Raw genomic sequence first — 14,928 nt, forward strand, 5'->3', positions numbered from 1 at the left:
GGGCCTGGGTCCTACGCCGGCAGGCCCCAGCGCGGTGCGGGTTCGTTCGCCGTCACCGGGCGGATGGCCAGGTCCGGGCGGTCGCCCCTCGCCGTGATCAGCGCCGAGTCGCCCTTGCGGAGGTGGATGCGTACCGTGCCGTCGGCCGACTCCTCGTGAGCCAGCGGCCGTCCGTGCCGGTCGCGGATCTCCACCGGGCCGTCGATGCCGTGGCGCACGACGCAGGGTGCGCCGGCCTCGCTGGTCAGCCGCACCCAGCGGGTCCGGCCCTCCTCGCGTACCGCACTGAGCAGGAACGCGCCCTGGGTCCGGAAGTCGTGCACGGTCAGCTCCCGCCAGGCGGCGGGCAGTGCCGGGAAGACCCTGATCGTGCCGCCCCACGACTGGCAGACCATGTCGTGCAGGGACTGGGCCGCCGACAGCGGGGTCTCGATGACCGGGCCCGACTCCTTGTACATGGTGTTCGCCCGGATGAAGCGGCTCATCAGCTGACCCAGGTACTTCAGCGCGTCCTCGCCCTTGCCGAGCAGCGCGGACATCGACGCGGCGCCGGTGAAGGTGTAGCCCTGCAGGGCGCCTTCGAAGCCCACCCAGTGGGCGAGGGACTTCTCGATCAGGGCGCGTTCGCCGGCCGTCGCGCCCGTCAGCTCGTACAGCGGATACACCGCGAGCATGTGCGAGTAGTGGCGGTGCGACTGCGCGAACGGGACCCCGGCGCCGATCATGAACCCGTTGGCGTCGACCGGGTACGGCGCGAGCCTGGCCAGGACCTCCTGCCAGTGGGCCGTCAGCGGGTCGTGGACGCCGAGCTGTTCGGCCGACTCCAGCAGGGTGCGGCAGCCCCAACGCAGCAGCATGAGGTCGTAGTTGCAGTCGGGGGCGTTGACACCGTACTCGGGGGAGAACGTCGCCGGGAGGTGCAGTTTGCCGTCCGCGCCGGGCGTCAGGAAGTGCAGGTAGTAGTTGACCGCCTTGCGCAGCAACGGGAAGAGCGTGTCGCGCAGGATCGACTCGTCCATGGTGTGGCGGTAGGAGAGCCATACGTTGTGCAGCGCCCAGGTCAGATTGCCGACCTCGGGGGTGGGCGGGTCCTGGCCGGGGATGCCGACCCCGTAGCCGCCGTCGGCCACCGAGGCGCCATTGACCAGTTGGGGGTCGGTGGTGCGGGGGATGCCGGCCGAGTCGGCCCGGTAGGGGGCGGCGACCTCGCGCGAGAGCTGGTCGCGGAATTCGCTCAGGGCGCGCGTGACCGCGTCCAGCTCCAGGTGGTTGGAGCCGTGGATCAGCCAGTACTCCAGCTGGACGTTGAGGTTCCACCAGGTGTTGGGCCAGGGGGTGGGCTCCAGCCAGGGGCCGGAGGTGGCCATCACAGGGGCGTCCTTGCGGGCCGCCGACGCGGTCTTGTAGAGCTGGATCCAGTAGAAGCGCTGGAGACGGGCATCGGGCAGGGACAGGAAGCTCTTCCGGTAGAACCGGTCCCACCAAGTGCGATGGGGTGCGGCGAGCGGACCGTACGGGAGTGCGGAAGCGGTCTTCACGGTACGCAGCGCACGGTCACGGGCCGTTGCCGCGGGATGGGAGTGCGCGACCGTGACGTACAGGGTGCGGCTGGTGCCCCTGGTGCGTTCGCGCCAGGCGGTGACGTGCTGACCGCCCGCGAGCAGCGGCTGGACGGCCGCGGTGGTCCCGCCGTGCTGCTCGGTCAGGGCGGGAGGGTTGCCGGTGTAGCCGTCCGGCAGGGGCTTGAAGGCGGCTCGCGGGCTGATCGCCTCGGCCGGGTGGAAGATCCAGCGGAAGTCCTGTTCGCCCGCGCTCGGGGTGACCTCCACGGTGAGCAGATCGCTGGTGGAGTGGACGAAGGCGCGGAGCTCCAGGGTGCCGGCGGTCGTGGTGACGGTGCCTTCGAGCTGGGCGGTGCGCAGCCGCATCCACCACTCGACGCCCGTGATGGTGCCGACCGGCTCCAGGGTGAAGTGGCCGATGGGGAGGCGGGCGAGGCCGAAGAGTGAACCGAACTCGGGGCGGTGGTCCTGGACCTCGGAGTGCTGGACGTTGAAGCGGATGGCCCGGGTGGTGGCGCCGGGCTCCGCGTAGATGCCGGAGCCGAGCCGGCCGTTACCCAGATACGGGCCCTCGTACCAGGTCTTCGGCAGCTTCTGCCAGAGCAGGTCGGCGTCGTCGAGGACGGTGCGCCAGCTGTCGCCGGGGGAGTGCACGGTGGTGGGCGCCGGGGCGGCGCGCCCCGGCGCGGCCGGGGTGGCTGCTCGGGCCGGGACGGCCGCACCGCCGACCACGAGGGTGCCGCCGATCGCGGTGCCGGTGGCGAGAACCGTTCGCCGGGAAGGGGACGGCCGGGAAGGGGACGGTGACGAGGCTTCGGTCCGGGGCGTGCGGGAGGGGTCCGGTGCTGTGGGCAAGGCTTCTCCTGGCGGCTCGTACGCAGGCGCTCAATTCATCCGAGCTATTCCTTGAGGGAAGGTAGGCGCGAGGCATTGCTTCGTCAATGGAGCCGGAGAGATCCGATGTGTCGCCGCGTATCTGGATGGAGTCCAGCCAGCTGTACGAGAGGGCGGGGCATGATCAGCCCCAGATCACCGCGCCCAGCCAGGCCCCCGCCACCAGGAGGCACGCGAAGAGCTCGACGAGTACCGAATAGCCGGTCGCCCGCATCACCGAGCGCACCGATGTCCAGCCCGCCCCGCGGCTGCCGAGCCGCAGCCGCTCCGCCCCGTAGATGGCCCCGACGTACCCGGCCACTCCGCCGATCACCGGCACCACGAAGAAGCCCACGATCGCGCCGATCCCGCCGAGCATCAGCGTCTTGCGCGGCGCCCCCGTCTCGCGCGGGCGGCGCGGCGGCAGCAACGGCTTCAGCGCCTGGTTCAGCAGCAGCAGCGCCGTCGCGCCCATGAGTACGCCCCAGGCGACCGGCGTCACGTCGGTGAGCGCCCACCACAGCACGGCGGCCCAGACGATCGCCTGCCCCGGTGCCCCCGGCACCAGCACGCCCAGCAGACCGAGGAGCATGACGAGGCCGACGGCGACGAGTTGCCACACACTCATCTGTCCAGCCTGCCGGAGTCCGGCCGGTCCCGCCCGTCAGCGCCCCCGGAGGCGGAGGCCGTCGGCGCAGCTCAGAGCCGTACCGGAGCCGTATCGGCACGCCGTCGGCGCCGCCCTCGCGCCGGCCCGGGGCGCCCGGCGGGCCCTGCTCAGGCCCGTGGCGCGCGGGACACCCAGCCCCGTTCGTACGCGTGCCAGCCCAATTGCAGCCGGGTCGAGACGCCCGTCAGCTCCATCAGGCCCTTCACCCTTCGCTGCACGGTCCGCAACCCCAGCTCCAGCTGTTTCGCCACACTCGCGTCCGTCAGCCCGGCCAGCAGCAGCGACAGGATCTCCAGATCCGTCGGATCGGGCCCCATGTCCTCCTCCTGCGGCCGGCCGCTCTCGCCCAGCCTGAGCGGCATCGCCTCGCGCCACACCGCCTCGAAGAGCCCCATCAGCGACTCCAGCAGCCCGGAGGCATGGACCACCAGGGCGGCAGGCTCGGCGCCGTGTCCGGTCAGCGGCACCATCGCCAGGGCGCGGTCGGCGACGACCAGCTTGGTCGGCACCCGGTCGATGACCCGGCACTGCTCGTCCCGGCTCAGCGCCGCCGACAGCTCCAGAATCCCGAACGGCAGCGACAGCAGCTCCCGCTCGACCACCACCCGGTACGACACCCCGCGCGTCGCGGCCCGCTCCTCGGCCTCGTTCTCCATTCCGCTGACGGCGATCGGCTTCCCGGTCACCAGGGCGCACACCTCGCTCGTCGCACCGAGCTGCAACTGATGGAAGCGGTGCGACACCGCGCTCGCCCCCGTGACCACCTCGACCAGATCATGCACGGCCGGTTCGGCGGCCTCCGCCCGGTACTCCTCGGCGAGCAGCGCCGCCGCCAGCTCCGCCTGCTCCAGCTCATGGCGCTGCTGGGTGAGCAGCGCCCCGAGCGCCACAGCCGGCGGCGCCGCCACCCAGCGTCCGGTGCGGGCCGACGCCTGCGCGGCCAGGCCGTGCTGCTCCAGCCTGCGCAAGGCCCGCTCGGTGTCCGGCTCGGGAAGGCCCAGCCGGTGCGCGAGATCGGCGACCTCCGCGGCTCCCACCGCCACGAGCGCGCGGTACGTCGACTCCTGTATCTCGTCGAGACCTATGGCTCCCAGCATCCCCGGCCCTTTCCTGGACGCGCTCATTCCGCACGATGTCGCTGTCGCCGGGTGTCCAGCCATGGCGGAAAGCGGCCACGGCGTAAACCCGCCGTGTACATCATCCCTTTAACGCTCTTCGCTCTGCCAATGTGGCGCCACCGCAGTACCAACAACCGCCGGAAGGCTGCGGTTTGCGCAGTTGATTCCGGATTCACTTGGGGAGAGCGATGCGTCCGATATCGCGCACGGCACTGGGAGCGGCCACCGCCGCCGTCCTGGCCGTCACCGCGATCGCACCGTCAGCGGCAGCGCCGCAGGACGACGCGACAGGGAAGAGACCACTGACCGGCAGCGTCGCCGCCGAGGCGAAGAAGGGCAAGCCGGTCACCGTGACGCTGGTCACCGGCGACAAGGTCCTGGTGAGCACGGGAAGTTCGGGAGCCGCGTCGGTCACCGCGCTGCCCCGTGAGGACGGGACCGTACCCCTCGTACAGACCAGGCAGTCCGGCAAGGACCTGTACGTCTACCCCGACACCGCCGCCGCCGCGCTGGCCGCGGGCAAGGTCGACGAGGAACTCTTCAACGTCACCGGCCTCATCCGGCAGGGCTACGACGACGCGCACGCCAAGTCGCTGCCGCTGATCGCGGTCTACGGCAAGGAGCAGGCCCGCTCCGCGCCCGCCATCCCGCGCGGCGCCGAGCGCGGACTCGCGCTCGACGCCATCGACGGTGTCGCGCTCAAGGCCGAGAAGGCGAAGGCCGCCGACTTCTGGTCGGACGTCACCAACCCCCGGTCCCGTTCGGCCTCCGGCCTGAAGAAGCTCTGGCTCGACCGCAAGGTTCAGGCCACCCTCGACCGGTCCACCAAGCAGATCGGCGCCGACCTCGCCTGGGCCGCCGGATACGACGGCAAGGGCACCAAGGTCGCCGTGCTCGACACCGGTGTCGACGCCGAACACCCCGACCTCAAGGGCCGGGTCACCGCCTCGGAGAACTTCACCGACTCCGACAGCACCGACGACCGGCAGGGCCACGGCACCCACACCATCTCCACCGTCGGCGGCTCCGGCGCGGCCAGCGGCGGCAAGAAGAAGGGCGTCGCCCCCGGCGCCGACCTGCTCGCGGGCAAGGTCCTCAACGACAGCGGCTCCGGCGCCGAGTCCTGGATCATCGCCGGCATGCAGTGGGCCGTCGACCAGAAGGCCGACGTCGTCTCCATGAGCCTCGGCAGCCCGGAGCCGACCGACTGCACCGACCCGATGAGCGTCGCCGCCGAGGAACTCGCGCAGAACAAGGGCACCCTGTTCGTGATCGCGGCCGGCAACTCGGGCCCGACGCTGAACACCGTCTCCTCGCCCGGCTGCGCCCCGAGCGTGCTGACCGTCGGCGCCGTCGACCGCGACGACTCCACGGCCCAGTTCTCCAGCCGCGGACCCGTGATCGGATCGCACACCCTCAAGCCCGAGATCGCCGCCCCCGGCGTCGCCATCTCGGCCGCTGCGGCCGGTGGCCGCGGCATCTACGCGTACCAGACGATGTCCGGTACGTCGATGGCCACCCCGCATGTCGCGGGCGCCGCAGCCATCGTGAAGCAGCGTCACCCCGACTGGACCGCCCAGCAGATCAAGGCGGCGCTCGTCTCGTCCGCGAAGAGCGACATCCCCGGCGACGTACGCGAGACCGGCGGCGGCCGCCTCGACGTCAAGGCCGCCATCGACACCACTCTCGTCGGCGCCCCCGCCGTCCAGGGCGGCACCTTCAACTGGCCGCAGGACAAGAGCGACCGCACCACGGTCGACGTCCCGTACACCAACTCCGGCACCAAGCCGGTGAAGCTGTCGCTGAAGGTCCAGGGCGTCACCGGGAACGACGGCTCCGCCGTCCGCTCCTCCGTCGCGAGGTTCGACGCGAGCACCGTCACCGTTCCGGCCGGAGCCACCGTCGAGGTCCCGCTGAAGATCGACCCGACGGCGAAGCTGAAGGCCGCCCAGTACGGCGACGTCACCGGACGCGTGCTGGCCACCGGCCCCGGCGGCGTCAAGGTCTCCACCCCGTTCTCGCTGTACATCGGGGCCGAGACCGTCACGCTGCGGGTCAAGCTCGTCGACGCTGCCGGCAAGGCCGCCGCGGGCTTCTCCTCGCTCGACGTGATCGGCACCGACAACGCCAGCGGCGAACGCCGCTTCAACGAGGGCGCCACCGACCAGGTCTACCAGGTGCGCCCCGGCGCGTACTTCGTGTCCGGCTTCGTCACCACGCCCGACCCGAAGGACGCCACCGGCAACCTGGACGAGTCCGTCGCCTACCTCGCGCGGCCCCAGCTGAACGTCACCAAGGACACCACCCTGGTCCTGGACGCCCGCAAGGCCCACCGGATCCAGGTGAAGACCGAGGACCGCGCCTCCGAGAACCGCTCCACGACGCTCGCGTTCGGCCGCAGCTGGGACGATGTCTGGCTGCACTCGGGCTCCATCACCGGCGGCTCCGCGGTCAAGAACTACCTGGCCGATGTGCAGGGCAGGGCGAGTGACGGCGACTTCGAGTTCGCCAGCTTCTGGCGCGCCTACGCCCCGCAGATCGAGAAGCTGTCGGTCGTCGGCGGCGTCGAACTGCACCCGAAGACGGCGAGCACCGGTTCGGTCAACCTCGACGGCACGGGCGAGGCCGCACTCGTCGACGCCGGTACGGGTACCCCCGACGAGCTGAAGGCCGCGGGCGTCGCCGGGAAGTTCGCCCTGGTCGAGGTCGGTGACGACGCCGGCAATGTGTACACCCAGGCGCGCGACGCCAAGGCCGCCGGTGCCAAGGCCGTCATCGCCCACCGCCCCTCCGCGGGCCCCTGGCAGCCGTCCGTCGGCTACGCCCCGTCGGTGCTGCCCGCGCTCGGCATCGAGGCGAGCGAGGCCGATGCGCTGAAGGCCGCCCTGGCCGACGGCCCGGTCAAGCTGCGCTGGAAGGCCACCGCGGTCAGCCCGTTCGTCTACAACCTCGCGTTCCCCGAGACCGGACCGGTCACCTCGGACCGCACCTACAAGGTCCGCGACACCGAGCTCGGCAAGGTCACCGCCGACTACGAGGCGATGGGCGTCGCGGCGGACTACGTCGACACGATGATCATCAACCGGCCGTACGGCGGGACGTTCTCCGCCGTCACCGACTCCGTCGCCGTCCCCGGCAAGCGCACCGAGTACTACTCGGCGGGCGACACCGCGTGGGTGCGGTACCTCTCCTCCAGCTTCCCCTGGGGCGAGATGATGGTCGACCAGCCGCGCACCTACACGGCAGGCTCGAAGCGTACGGAGAACTGGTACCGGGGCATCCCCGCGCCTGCCGCCCCGCGCGACGCCGCCGGCAAGCTCCAGCTCGCCGGCGAGCGCCAGGACAACCTGATCGGTGTCGCCCCGGGCTTCTGGAGCGACAGCGAGCACGCCGGTCTCCAGGGCTCCTTCGGTGACATGGGCAACATACGCCTGAGCAGTGGTGGCAAGGTGATCGGCGAGTCCGGCTGGCCGTCCGGGGCGTTCACCGTCCCGGCGGAGGACGCCGCGTACGAACTCACCATGGAGACCGCCAAGTTCGGTCAGCCCTCTGCCGTGTGGAAGCGGTCCACCAGCACCGAGACCACGTGGAAGTTCCGTTCGAAGCGCGACGAGAACGCCTACTCCCAGGGCCTTCCGCTGCTCTTCCCGGGCTACGACCTGGCGGCCGACGGGCTCAAGACCCTTGCGGCGAAGGACGGTCAGACGATCGGCCTCAGCGTCACCGGTCACGCCGGCTACACGCCCGGCAAGCTGACCGCGGCCAAGGTCTCGTACTCCTACGACGGCGGGGAGACCTGGATCGACGCGACCACCGCACAGCAGGGCGGCCGTTGGACCGCGACCGTGAACCACGCGGGCGCGGCCGGCAAGCCGGTCACCCTGAAGACCGAACTGACCGACGCCAACGGCAACTCCGTCACCCAGACCGTGAACGACGCGTACGCCGTGCGCTGATCACGACCTGACCGGTCCGCCGGGCGTCCTTCCCGTGGGGGGTGGGGGCGCCCGGCGGACCCATGTTCGCGGCCACTTTTTCCGGATGACCCGTTTTCGTACGGCCCCCGCGGTCGACAATAAGGTCATGAGTCAGCAGGGGGAGAGGTCCGCCGCCCACGAGGACGACTGGTGGCGCAGGCTGTACGACGAGAACGCCCGGGACACCGGGACGAGCAACGCGGCCGACAGTCTCGACGACCGCTTCGACTCGGCGTCGGACGCGGTCGGTCCGGGCGGGCGCGGGGGATCCGCCGGGGAGGCGCGGACGACGCCTGCGGGGGAGGCCGCGCCGCCGAGGGGGGAGGCGGAGGGCGGGTCCCGGAGCGCGGTGGCCGTGCCGAGGCAGGCGGGGGAGCGTGCGCCGTGGGAGCCGCCCGCCGCGACCGTACGGGCGTCGGGGGCGTCCCCGGCCGGCCCGTCGCAGCCGCGTACCTTCGCCGCACCTCCGGTTCCTGCGGATCCCCCGCCCGCGCCCGACCCGGCGCCGGCCCCGGAGCCGCCGACCGGGCCGTCGATCGAGTCGCCGATCGGGCCGCCGACCGGCGACGCGGTGTCCGTGCCGCCGGTGCCGCCGGTCCCGTCCGTGCCGCCGTTGCCCAGACGGCCGGTCGCCGAGAGGCCCGCCGCCCCGCCGGTGCCCGTCGCCCCGTCCGCCCCTGACACCACGGCCGCCGCACCCGCACCGGAGGCCGAGCGCGAAACCGCGTGCGTCCCCCGTTCCGTGATCGGCCATGTGGGTGACCGACCGCCCACCTATGACGCCGAGCCCACCGCGCTGCCCGCCACCGTCCCGCAGGAGCTGGACGGTCTCGTCTCCGACACCGTGCTCGACGGCGCCCGCTACGGCACGTACACCCTGCGCGCCGCCTCCGTGCGCGGGGACTCCGCACGGTTTCGCGGCGAGCCCCGCCGTGACGCGCTGCTCACCGCGCGATTCGGCACCGACGAGCACGCGCTGGTCCTGGTCGCCGTCGCGACCGGGGCCCGCGCCACCGAGTCGGCGCATCTGGCGGCGGCCGATGCCTGCCGCTGGATCGGCGCAGCGGTCGGCCGCAGCCATGCCCGGCTCTCCGAGGACATAAGGGCGGGCCGCCGCGGAGACCTCAAGTCCGGCCTGAACCGCCTCACCGACCGCACGTACGGCAAGCTGCGCGCCCGCGCCGCCGAGCTGGGGAAGGAACCGCGGCAGTACACCGCGGGCCTGCGCTGCCTCCTGCTGCCGGCGGACCCCGAATGCCGTACGAGGATCTTCTTCGGCATCGGCGCCGGTGGACTCCTCCGGCTGCGCGACGGCATCTGGCAGGACCTCGAACCGGAGGTTCCGGCAGCCGGTGACACCGGCGCGGACCCCGGGGCCGGGTCCGGCCCCGCGTCCCCCGGGAACGGCCCCGACAGTGACCGCCTCACCATGGATCCGGCCGTCACCGCCCCCGCGTCGTCGTACGCCGGGACCCCGCTCGACCCACCAGCAGAACCGTTCCGGTTCCGGGGCTCGGTGGCCCGACCGGGGGACACCCTGCTGCTGTGCAGCCCCGGACTGGCCGAACCGCTGCGCGGCGAGCCCGCCCTGGCCCGGGAGCTCGCCGGACGCTGGGCCCCCGGCACGGCGCCCGGTCTTGTCACCTTCCTCGCGGACACCCAACTGCGGGTGAAGGGGTACGCCGACGACCGTACGGGCGTGGGCGTCTGGGAGGCGTAACCGCGCGCGCCATGGGTTGATGGATGCGGAGTCGGAAGCCGAAGCGCGGAAAGGGTACGCACCCATGGCCAAGCAGAACGTGTCGGAGCAGTTCGTCGACATCCTCGTCCGGGCGGGCGTCAAGCGTATGTACGGTGTCGTCGGCGACAGCCTCAACCCGGTGGTCGACGCCATCCGCCGCAACCGGGACATCGACTGGATCCAGGTCCGGCACGAGGAGACCGCCGCTTTCGCCGCGGGCGCGGAGGCCCAGGTCACGGGCTCGCTGGCGGCCTGCGCCGGATCGTGCGGCCCCGGCAATCTGCACCTCATCAACGGTCTCTACGACGCCCACCGTTCCATGGCCCCCGTGCTCGCACTCGCCTCGCACATCCCGTCGAGCGAGATCGGTCTCGGCTACTTCCAGGAGACCCACCCGGAGCTGCTCTTCCAGGAGTGCAGCCACTACAACGAGATGATCTCCAATCCGCAGCAGATGCCGCGGCTGCTCCAGACGGCCATCCAGCACGCGATCGGCCGGGGCGGGGTCAGCGTCGTCACGATGCCGGGCGACATCGCCTCGCAGCCCGCCCCGGAGAAGTCCATCGAGCACGCGCTGGTCACCTCGCGGCCGACGGTCCGGCCCGGTGACGAGGAGATCGACAAGCTCTGCCGGATGGTCGACGAGGCGAAACGTGTGACATTGTTCTGCGGCAGCGGCACGGCGGGCGCCCACGCAGAGGTGATGGAGTTCGCCGAGCGGGTGAAGGCCCCGGTGGGGCACGCGCTGCGCGGCAAGGAATGGATCCAGTACGACAACCCGTACGACGTCGGGATGAGCGGCCTGCTCGGCTACGGCGCCGCGTACGAGGCGACCAACGAGTGCGATCTCCTCATCCTGCTCGGCACCGACTTCCCGTACAACGCCTTCCTCCCGACCGATGTGAAGATCGTCCAGGTCGATGTGCGTCCCGAGCACCTGGGCCGTCGTTCCAAGCTGGACCTGGCGGTCTGGGGCGATGTCCGCGAGACCCTGCGCTGTCTGACCCCGCGGGTGAAGGCCAAGAGCGACCGCAAGTTCCTCGACCGGATGCTGAAGAAGCACGCCGAAGCGCTGGAGGGCGTGGTCAAGGCGTACACCCGCAAGGTCGAGAAGCACGTCCCGATCCATCCGGAGTACGTCGCCTCGGTGCTGGACGAACTGGCCGACGACGACGCCGTGTTCACCGTCGACACCGGTATGTGCAATGTGTGGGCCGCGCGCTATCTCTCCCCCAACGGCAAGCGCCGCGTCATCGGATCGTTCAGCCACGGCTCGATGGCCAACGCGCTCCCGCAGGCCATCGGAGCCCAGTTCACCGACCGGAACCGGCAAGTGGTCTCGATGTCCGGCGACGGCGGATTCACCATGCTGATGGGCGACTTCCTGACGCTCGTGCAGTACGACCTGCCGGTGAAGGTCGTGCTGTTCAACAACTCCTCGCTGAGCATGGTCGAGTTGGAGATGCTGGTCGCGGGCCTGCCGTCGTTCGGTACGTCCAACAAGAACCCGGACTTCGCCGCGGTCGCCCGCGCCTGCGGGGCGTACGGCGTGCGGGTGGAGAAGCCCAAGCAGCTCGAAAGCGCTCTGAAGGACGCCTTCAAGCACAAGGGTCCGGCGCTCGTCGATGTCGTCACCGACCCCAACGCCCTCTCCATCCCACCGAAGATCAGCGCCGACATGGTGACCGGCTTCGCGCTCTCCGCGAGCAAGATCGTGCTGGACGGGGGAGTGGGCCGGATGGTCCAGATGGCCCGCTCCAACCTGCGGAACGTGCCCCGCCCCTGACGGATGCCCCGGGCGGGGCGGTGCACGGTGACATGTGACACCGGGCCACGCCCCGGGCCGTCACGCCGGGGTCAGTCGCAGTGTCAGGATCTGGAACGGCCGCAGCGACAGTACGAGACCGTGCTCGTCGGTGTCCGCCTCGTGCAGCGGCCGTTCCAGCAGATCGGTGACCTGGGCCCGTACGACGGGGAAACCGACCCGCAGCGTGGTGCCGGCGCGACCGCCCGCCGACTCGTACAGCCGCACGATCACATCGCCGCTCCGGTCCTCGGCGAGTTTCAACGATTCCACCGTGACCGCCGGATGCCCCGTGTCGACCAGCGACGGCAGCACGGGAGCCACGGCCGCCCGCAACGGCAGATTGAGCGCGAGCCCTTCCCGTACCGAGTCCGTGATCCCGCCGCCCGGTGCCAGCGCGTACCTGAACCGGTGCCGGCCGAGGTCGGTCTCCGGGTCGGGGCTGTGCGGGGCGCGCAACAGCGTCAGCCGTACGGTCGTGCCGAGGCCCGAACCGTGCGGGGTCCGGGTCACCTCGTGCCCGTACGTCGAGTCGTTGAGCAATGTGACGCCGTACCCCGGCTCGGCGACCCGGAGCCAGCGATGGGCGCAGATCTCGAAACGGGCCGCGTCCCAGCCGGTGTTGTCGTGCGTGGGCCGGTGGATGTGACCGAACTGGATCTCGGACGTGGACCGTTCGGCATGCACATCGAGCGGGAACGCCGCTTTGAGTACCTTCTCCGACTCCCGCCAGTCGACCTCGGTGTCGATGTCGACCCGCCGGCTGTCCGCGGTCAGCCGGATCTCCTGTGTGACATGTGACTGTCCGAAGGACCGCAGCACGCGGACCGCAGCCCGCAACGGCCCGTCCTCCACCAGCTCGACGGAGTCGGCGTCGGTGAGATCGGTGCGGGTGCGGCGGTAGTGCCGGTCGATGTCCCAGGCGTCCCAGTGATTGGGGTGATCCGGGTGCAGCTGGAGGAGGTTGGCCCGGTGGCCGGGGACGAGGACGTCCCGCCCCGCGCCGAGATCGCGCACGGAGGCGATCAGGCCGTCGCCGTCGACCACCACCCGCAGCAGCCCGTTGTCGAGCACGAGGCCCTCGCCCGCCGAATCGGTCGCGGTGACCGGGTGTTCCGGCACCGCCGAGCCGTTCAGCGGACCCGCGCCGAGTCCTGGTGTGTCGGCCAGCACCGCCGTGCGCCCGTCGCCCAGGTGCTGCACATGCGCGCCGGAGGGCAGCACCCCGCCCGCCTCCGCGTCCAGCTCGACCACCTGACGGCGTTGGTAGGGAGACGAGCTGAGCACCACCAGGCCCTCGGCCGCACCCAGTGCGGCAACCGCGTCCGCCGTCAGGTCCGCCAGCTCCACCCGTACCCGCTCGTATGTCTCGCGGGCCTCGCGGTGCACCCAGGCGATCGACGAACCGGGCAGGATGTCGTGGAACTGATGCAGCAGGACCGTCTTCCACAGTCGGTCCAGTGCCTCGTACGGATAGCCGTAGCGGTCGGCAGGGTTGCGCAGGGCCGCCGCCGTGGCCCACAACTCTGCCTCGCGGAGTAGATGTTCACTGCGGCGGTTGCCCTGTTTGGTCTTGGCCTGGGTGGTGTACGTGGCCCGGTGCAGTTCCAGATACAGTTCGCCCGACCAGACCGGAGCCTGTGCCCCGTACTCCTCCTCGGCCGCCGCGAAGAACGCCGCCGGCCGCTCGATGCCCACCTTCGGCGAACCCTCCAGGTCCCTGAGCCTGCGCGCCTTCTCCAGCATCTCGCGGGTGGGCCCGCCCCCGCCGTCACCCCAGCCGAACGGGACGAGGGAGCGGGTCGCCAGGCCCTTCTCCGTGAAGTTCTGCTCCGCGTGGGCGAGTTCGCGGCCGTGGAACTGGGCGTTGTAGGTGTCCACGGGCGGGAAATGGGTGAAGACCCTGGTCCCGTCGATGCCCTCCCACCAGAAGGTGTGATGTGGCATTTTGTTGCTCTGGTTCCAGGACAGTTTCTGGGTCAGGAACCATTTCACCCCCGCAAGCCGGGCCAGCTGCGGGAACGCGGCCGTGTAGCCGAAGGAGTCCGGCAGCCAGATCTCCTCGGTCTCCACTCCCAGCTCCTGCTCGAAGAACCGCTTGCCGTGCACGAGCTGCCGGGCCAGCGCCTCGCCACCGGGCATGTTGGCGTCGGACTCCACCCACATCGACCCCACGGGCGCCCACTGCCCGTCCGCCACGGCCTGCTTGATCCGCTCCCAGATGCGCGGCTGGTGCTCCTTCACCCAGGCGTACTGCTGGGCCTGCGAAGCCGCGAAGACCAGCTCCGGATAGTCCTGGGCGAGTGCGGTGACATTGGCGAAGGTGCGCGAGGCCTTGCGCACCGTCTCCCGCAGCGGCCACAGCCACGCCGTGTCGATGTGCGCATGACCGGTGGCCGAGATCCGGTGCGCGCTCGCCGCGGCCGGGCGGGACAGCGCTTCGGCCAGCTCGCCCCGGCCGGCTCGCGCCGTGCCCGCCACGTCGTGCAGGTCCAGCACGTCGAGCATGCGCTCCAGCGACCGCAGGATCTCGTGCCGTCGAGAACGTTCGACGGGGAGTTCCCGCATCAGCTCGGAGAGCACCTCGATGTCCAGGACCAGATGCCAGACCTCCTCGTCCAGCACCGCCAGGTCCGCGGCGGCGAACCGGTAGAGCGGCCGGTCACCCGCCGTCGTCACGTCCCCGAGCGGAGTCGGCGCGAAACCGTGCTCCAGCACGGCCGGGTTGGCCGCCGCCTCCAGGAGCAGCGAGACCGGCTCGCCGCCCGCTGCCGGGGAGGCCAGCGTGAGGTGGCGATTGCGCGGATGGATGCCCTTGATGGGGACGCCCGCGGTGTCGTACAGCATGCCCTCGGCCTGGAAACCCGGCCCCTGACCGGAGAACCCGGGATCGACGACCACCTCGACCCGTCGCCCCGCCCACTCCGCCGGCACGGTCCCCTCCAGCCGGAACCAGCTGGTCGACCAGGGCCTACCCCATTCGGTGCCGGTACGGAACGGCTCGAACGATTCCTGGAGGACCCGCGTCACCGGAACGGGTTCGCCGGGGATGTGCCGCACGGAGAGGGCGAGCGGGGTCCGGTCCGGGTACCGGGCGGGGCGGATGAACTGGTGAAGGGCACGTTCGAGGCGGTCCTCCACCAGAGTGCGGTCGTCGTGCATCACGGCTCCTCGGGTCGGTGC

The 14,928-nt window shown here is 71.3% G+C and carries 7 protein-coding genes; 3 read left to right on the forward strand and 4 right to left on the reverse strand.

Annotated features, from left to right (window positions below):
- Positions 1–11 precede the first annotated feature (11 nt).
- The 3 genes from OG611_RS32905 to OG611_RS32915 form a co-directional block, all read right to left on the reverse strand.
- Positions 12–2,417 carry a glycoside hydrolase family 95-like protein gene (locus OG611_RS32905; protein ID WP_266428572.1) on the reverse strand — a complete coding sequence of 802 codons (2,406 nt, stop codon included), beginning with the start codon at positions 2,415–2,417 and terminating at the stop codon, positions 12–14.
- Between the two features lie 163 nt (positions 2,418–2,580).
- Positions 2,581–3,063 carry a DUF456 domain-containing protein gene (locus OG611_RS32910; RefSeq protein ID WP_266428576.1) on the reverse strand — a complete coding sequence of 161 codons (483 nt, stop codon included), beginning with the start codon at positions 3,061–3,063 and terminating at the stop codon, positions 2,581–2,583.
- A gap of 149 nt (positions 3,064–3,212) precedes the next feature.
- Positions 3,213–4,202, reverse strand: a complete 990-nt coding sequence (locus OG611_RS32915) for a LuxR family transcriptional regulator (RefSeq protein ID WP_266428579.1) — start codon at positions 4,200–4,202, stop codon at positions 3,213–3,215.
- A 209-nt stretch (positions 4,203–4,411) separates the two neighbouring features.
- On the opposite strand from OG611_RS32915, the gene OG611_RS32920 reads away from it, so the two are divergent.
- The 3 genes from OG611_RS32920 to OG611_RS32930 all read left to right on the forward strand — a co-directional run bounded on the left by OG611_RS32920 (position 4,412) and on the right by OG611_RS32930 (position 11,727).
- Positions 4,412–8,179, forward strand: a complete 3,768-nt coding sequence (locus tag OG611_RS32920) for a S8 family serine peptidase (protein WP_266428581.1) — start codon at positions 4,412–4,414, stop codon at positions 8,177–8,179.
- Between the two features lie 127 nt (positions 8,180–8,306).
- On the forward strand, positions 8,307–9,920 hold the full coding sequence (locus OG611_RS32925) for a protein phosphatase 2C domain-containing protein (protein WP_266428583.1): 1,614 nt from the start codon (positions 8,307–8,309) through the stop codon (positions 9,918–9,920).
- A gap of 64 nt (positions 9,921–9,984) precedes the next feature.
- Positions 9,985–11,727, forward strand: a complete 1,743-nt coding sequence (locus OG611_RS32930) for a pyruvate dehydrogenase (RefSeq protein ID WP_266428585.1) — start codon at positions 9,985–9,987, stop codon at positions 11,725–11,727.
- Between the two features lie 60 nt (positions 11,728–11,787).
- Here the strand turns inward: OG611_RS32930 and OG611_RS32935 are convergent, their stop codons facing one another.
- Complete coding sequence (locus OG611_RS32935) at positions 11,788–14,907, reverse strand: glycoside hydrolase family 38 C-terminal domain-containing protein (RefSeq protein ID WP_266428588.1); 3,120 nt, start codon at positions 14,905–14,907, stop codon at positions 11,788–11,790.
- Positions 14,908–14,928 lie beyond the last annotated feature (21 nt).

Origin of the sequence: Streptomyces sp. NBC_01363 (genome assembly GCF_026340595.1) — a bacterium.
Classification (GTDB): domain Bacteria; phylum Actinomycetota; class Actinomycetes; order Streptomycetales; family Streptomycetaceae; genus Streptomyces.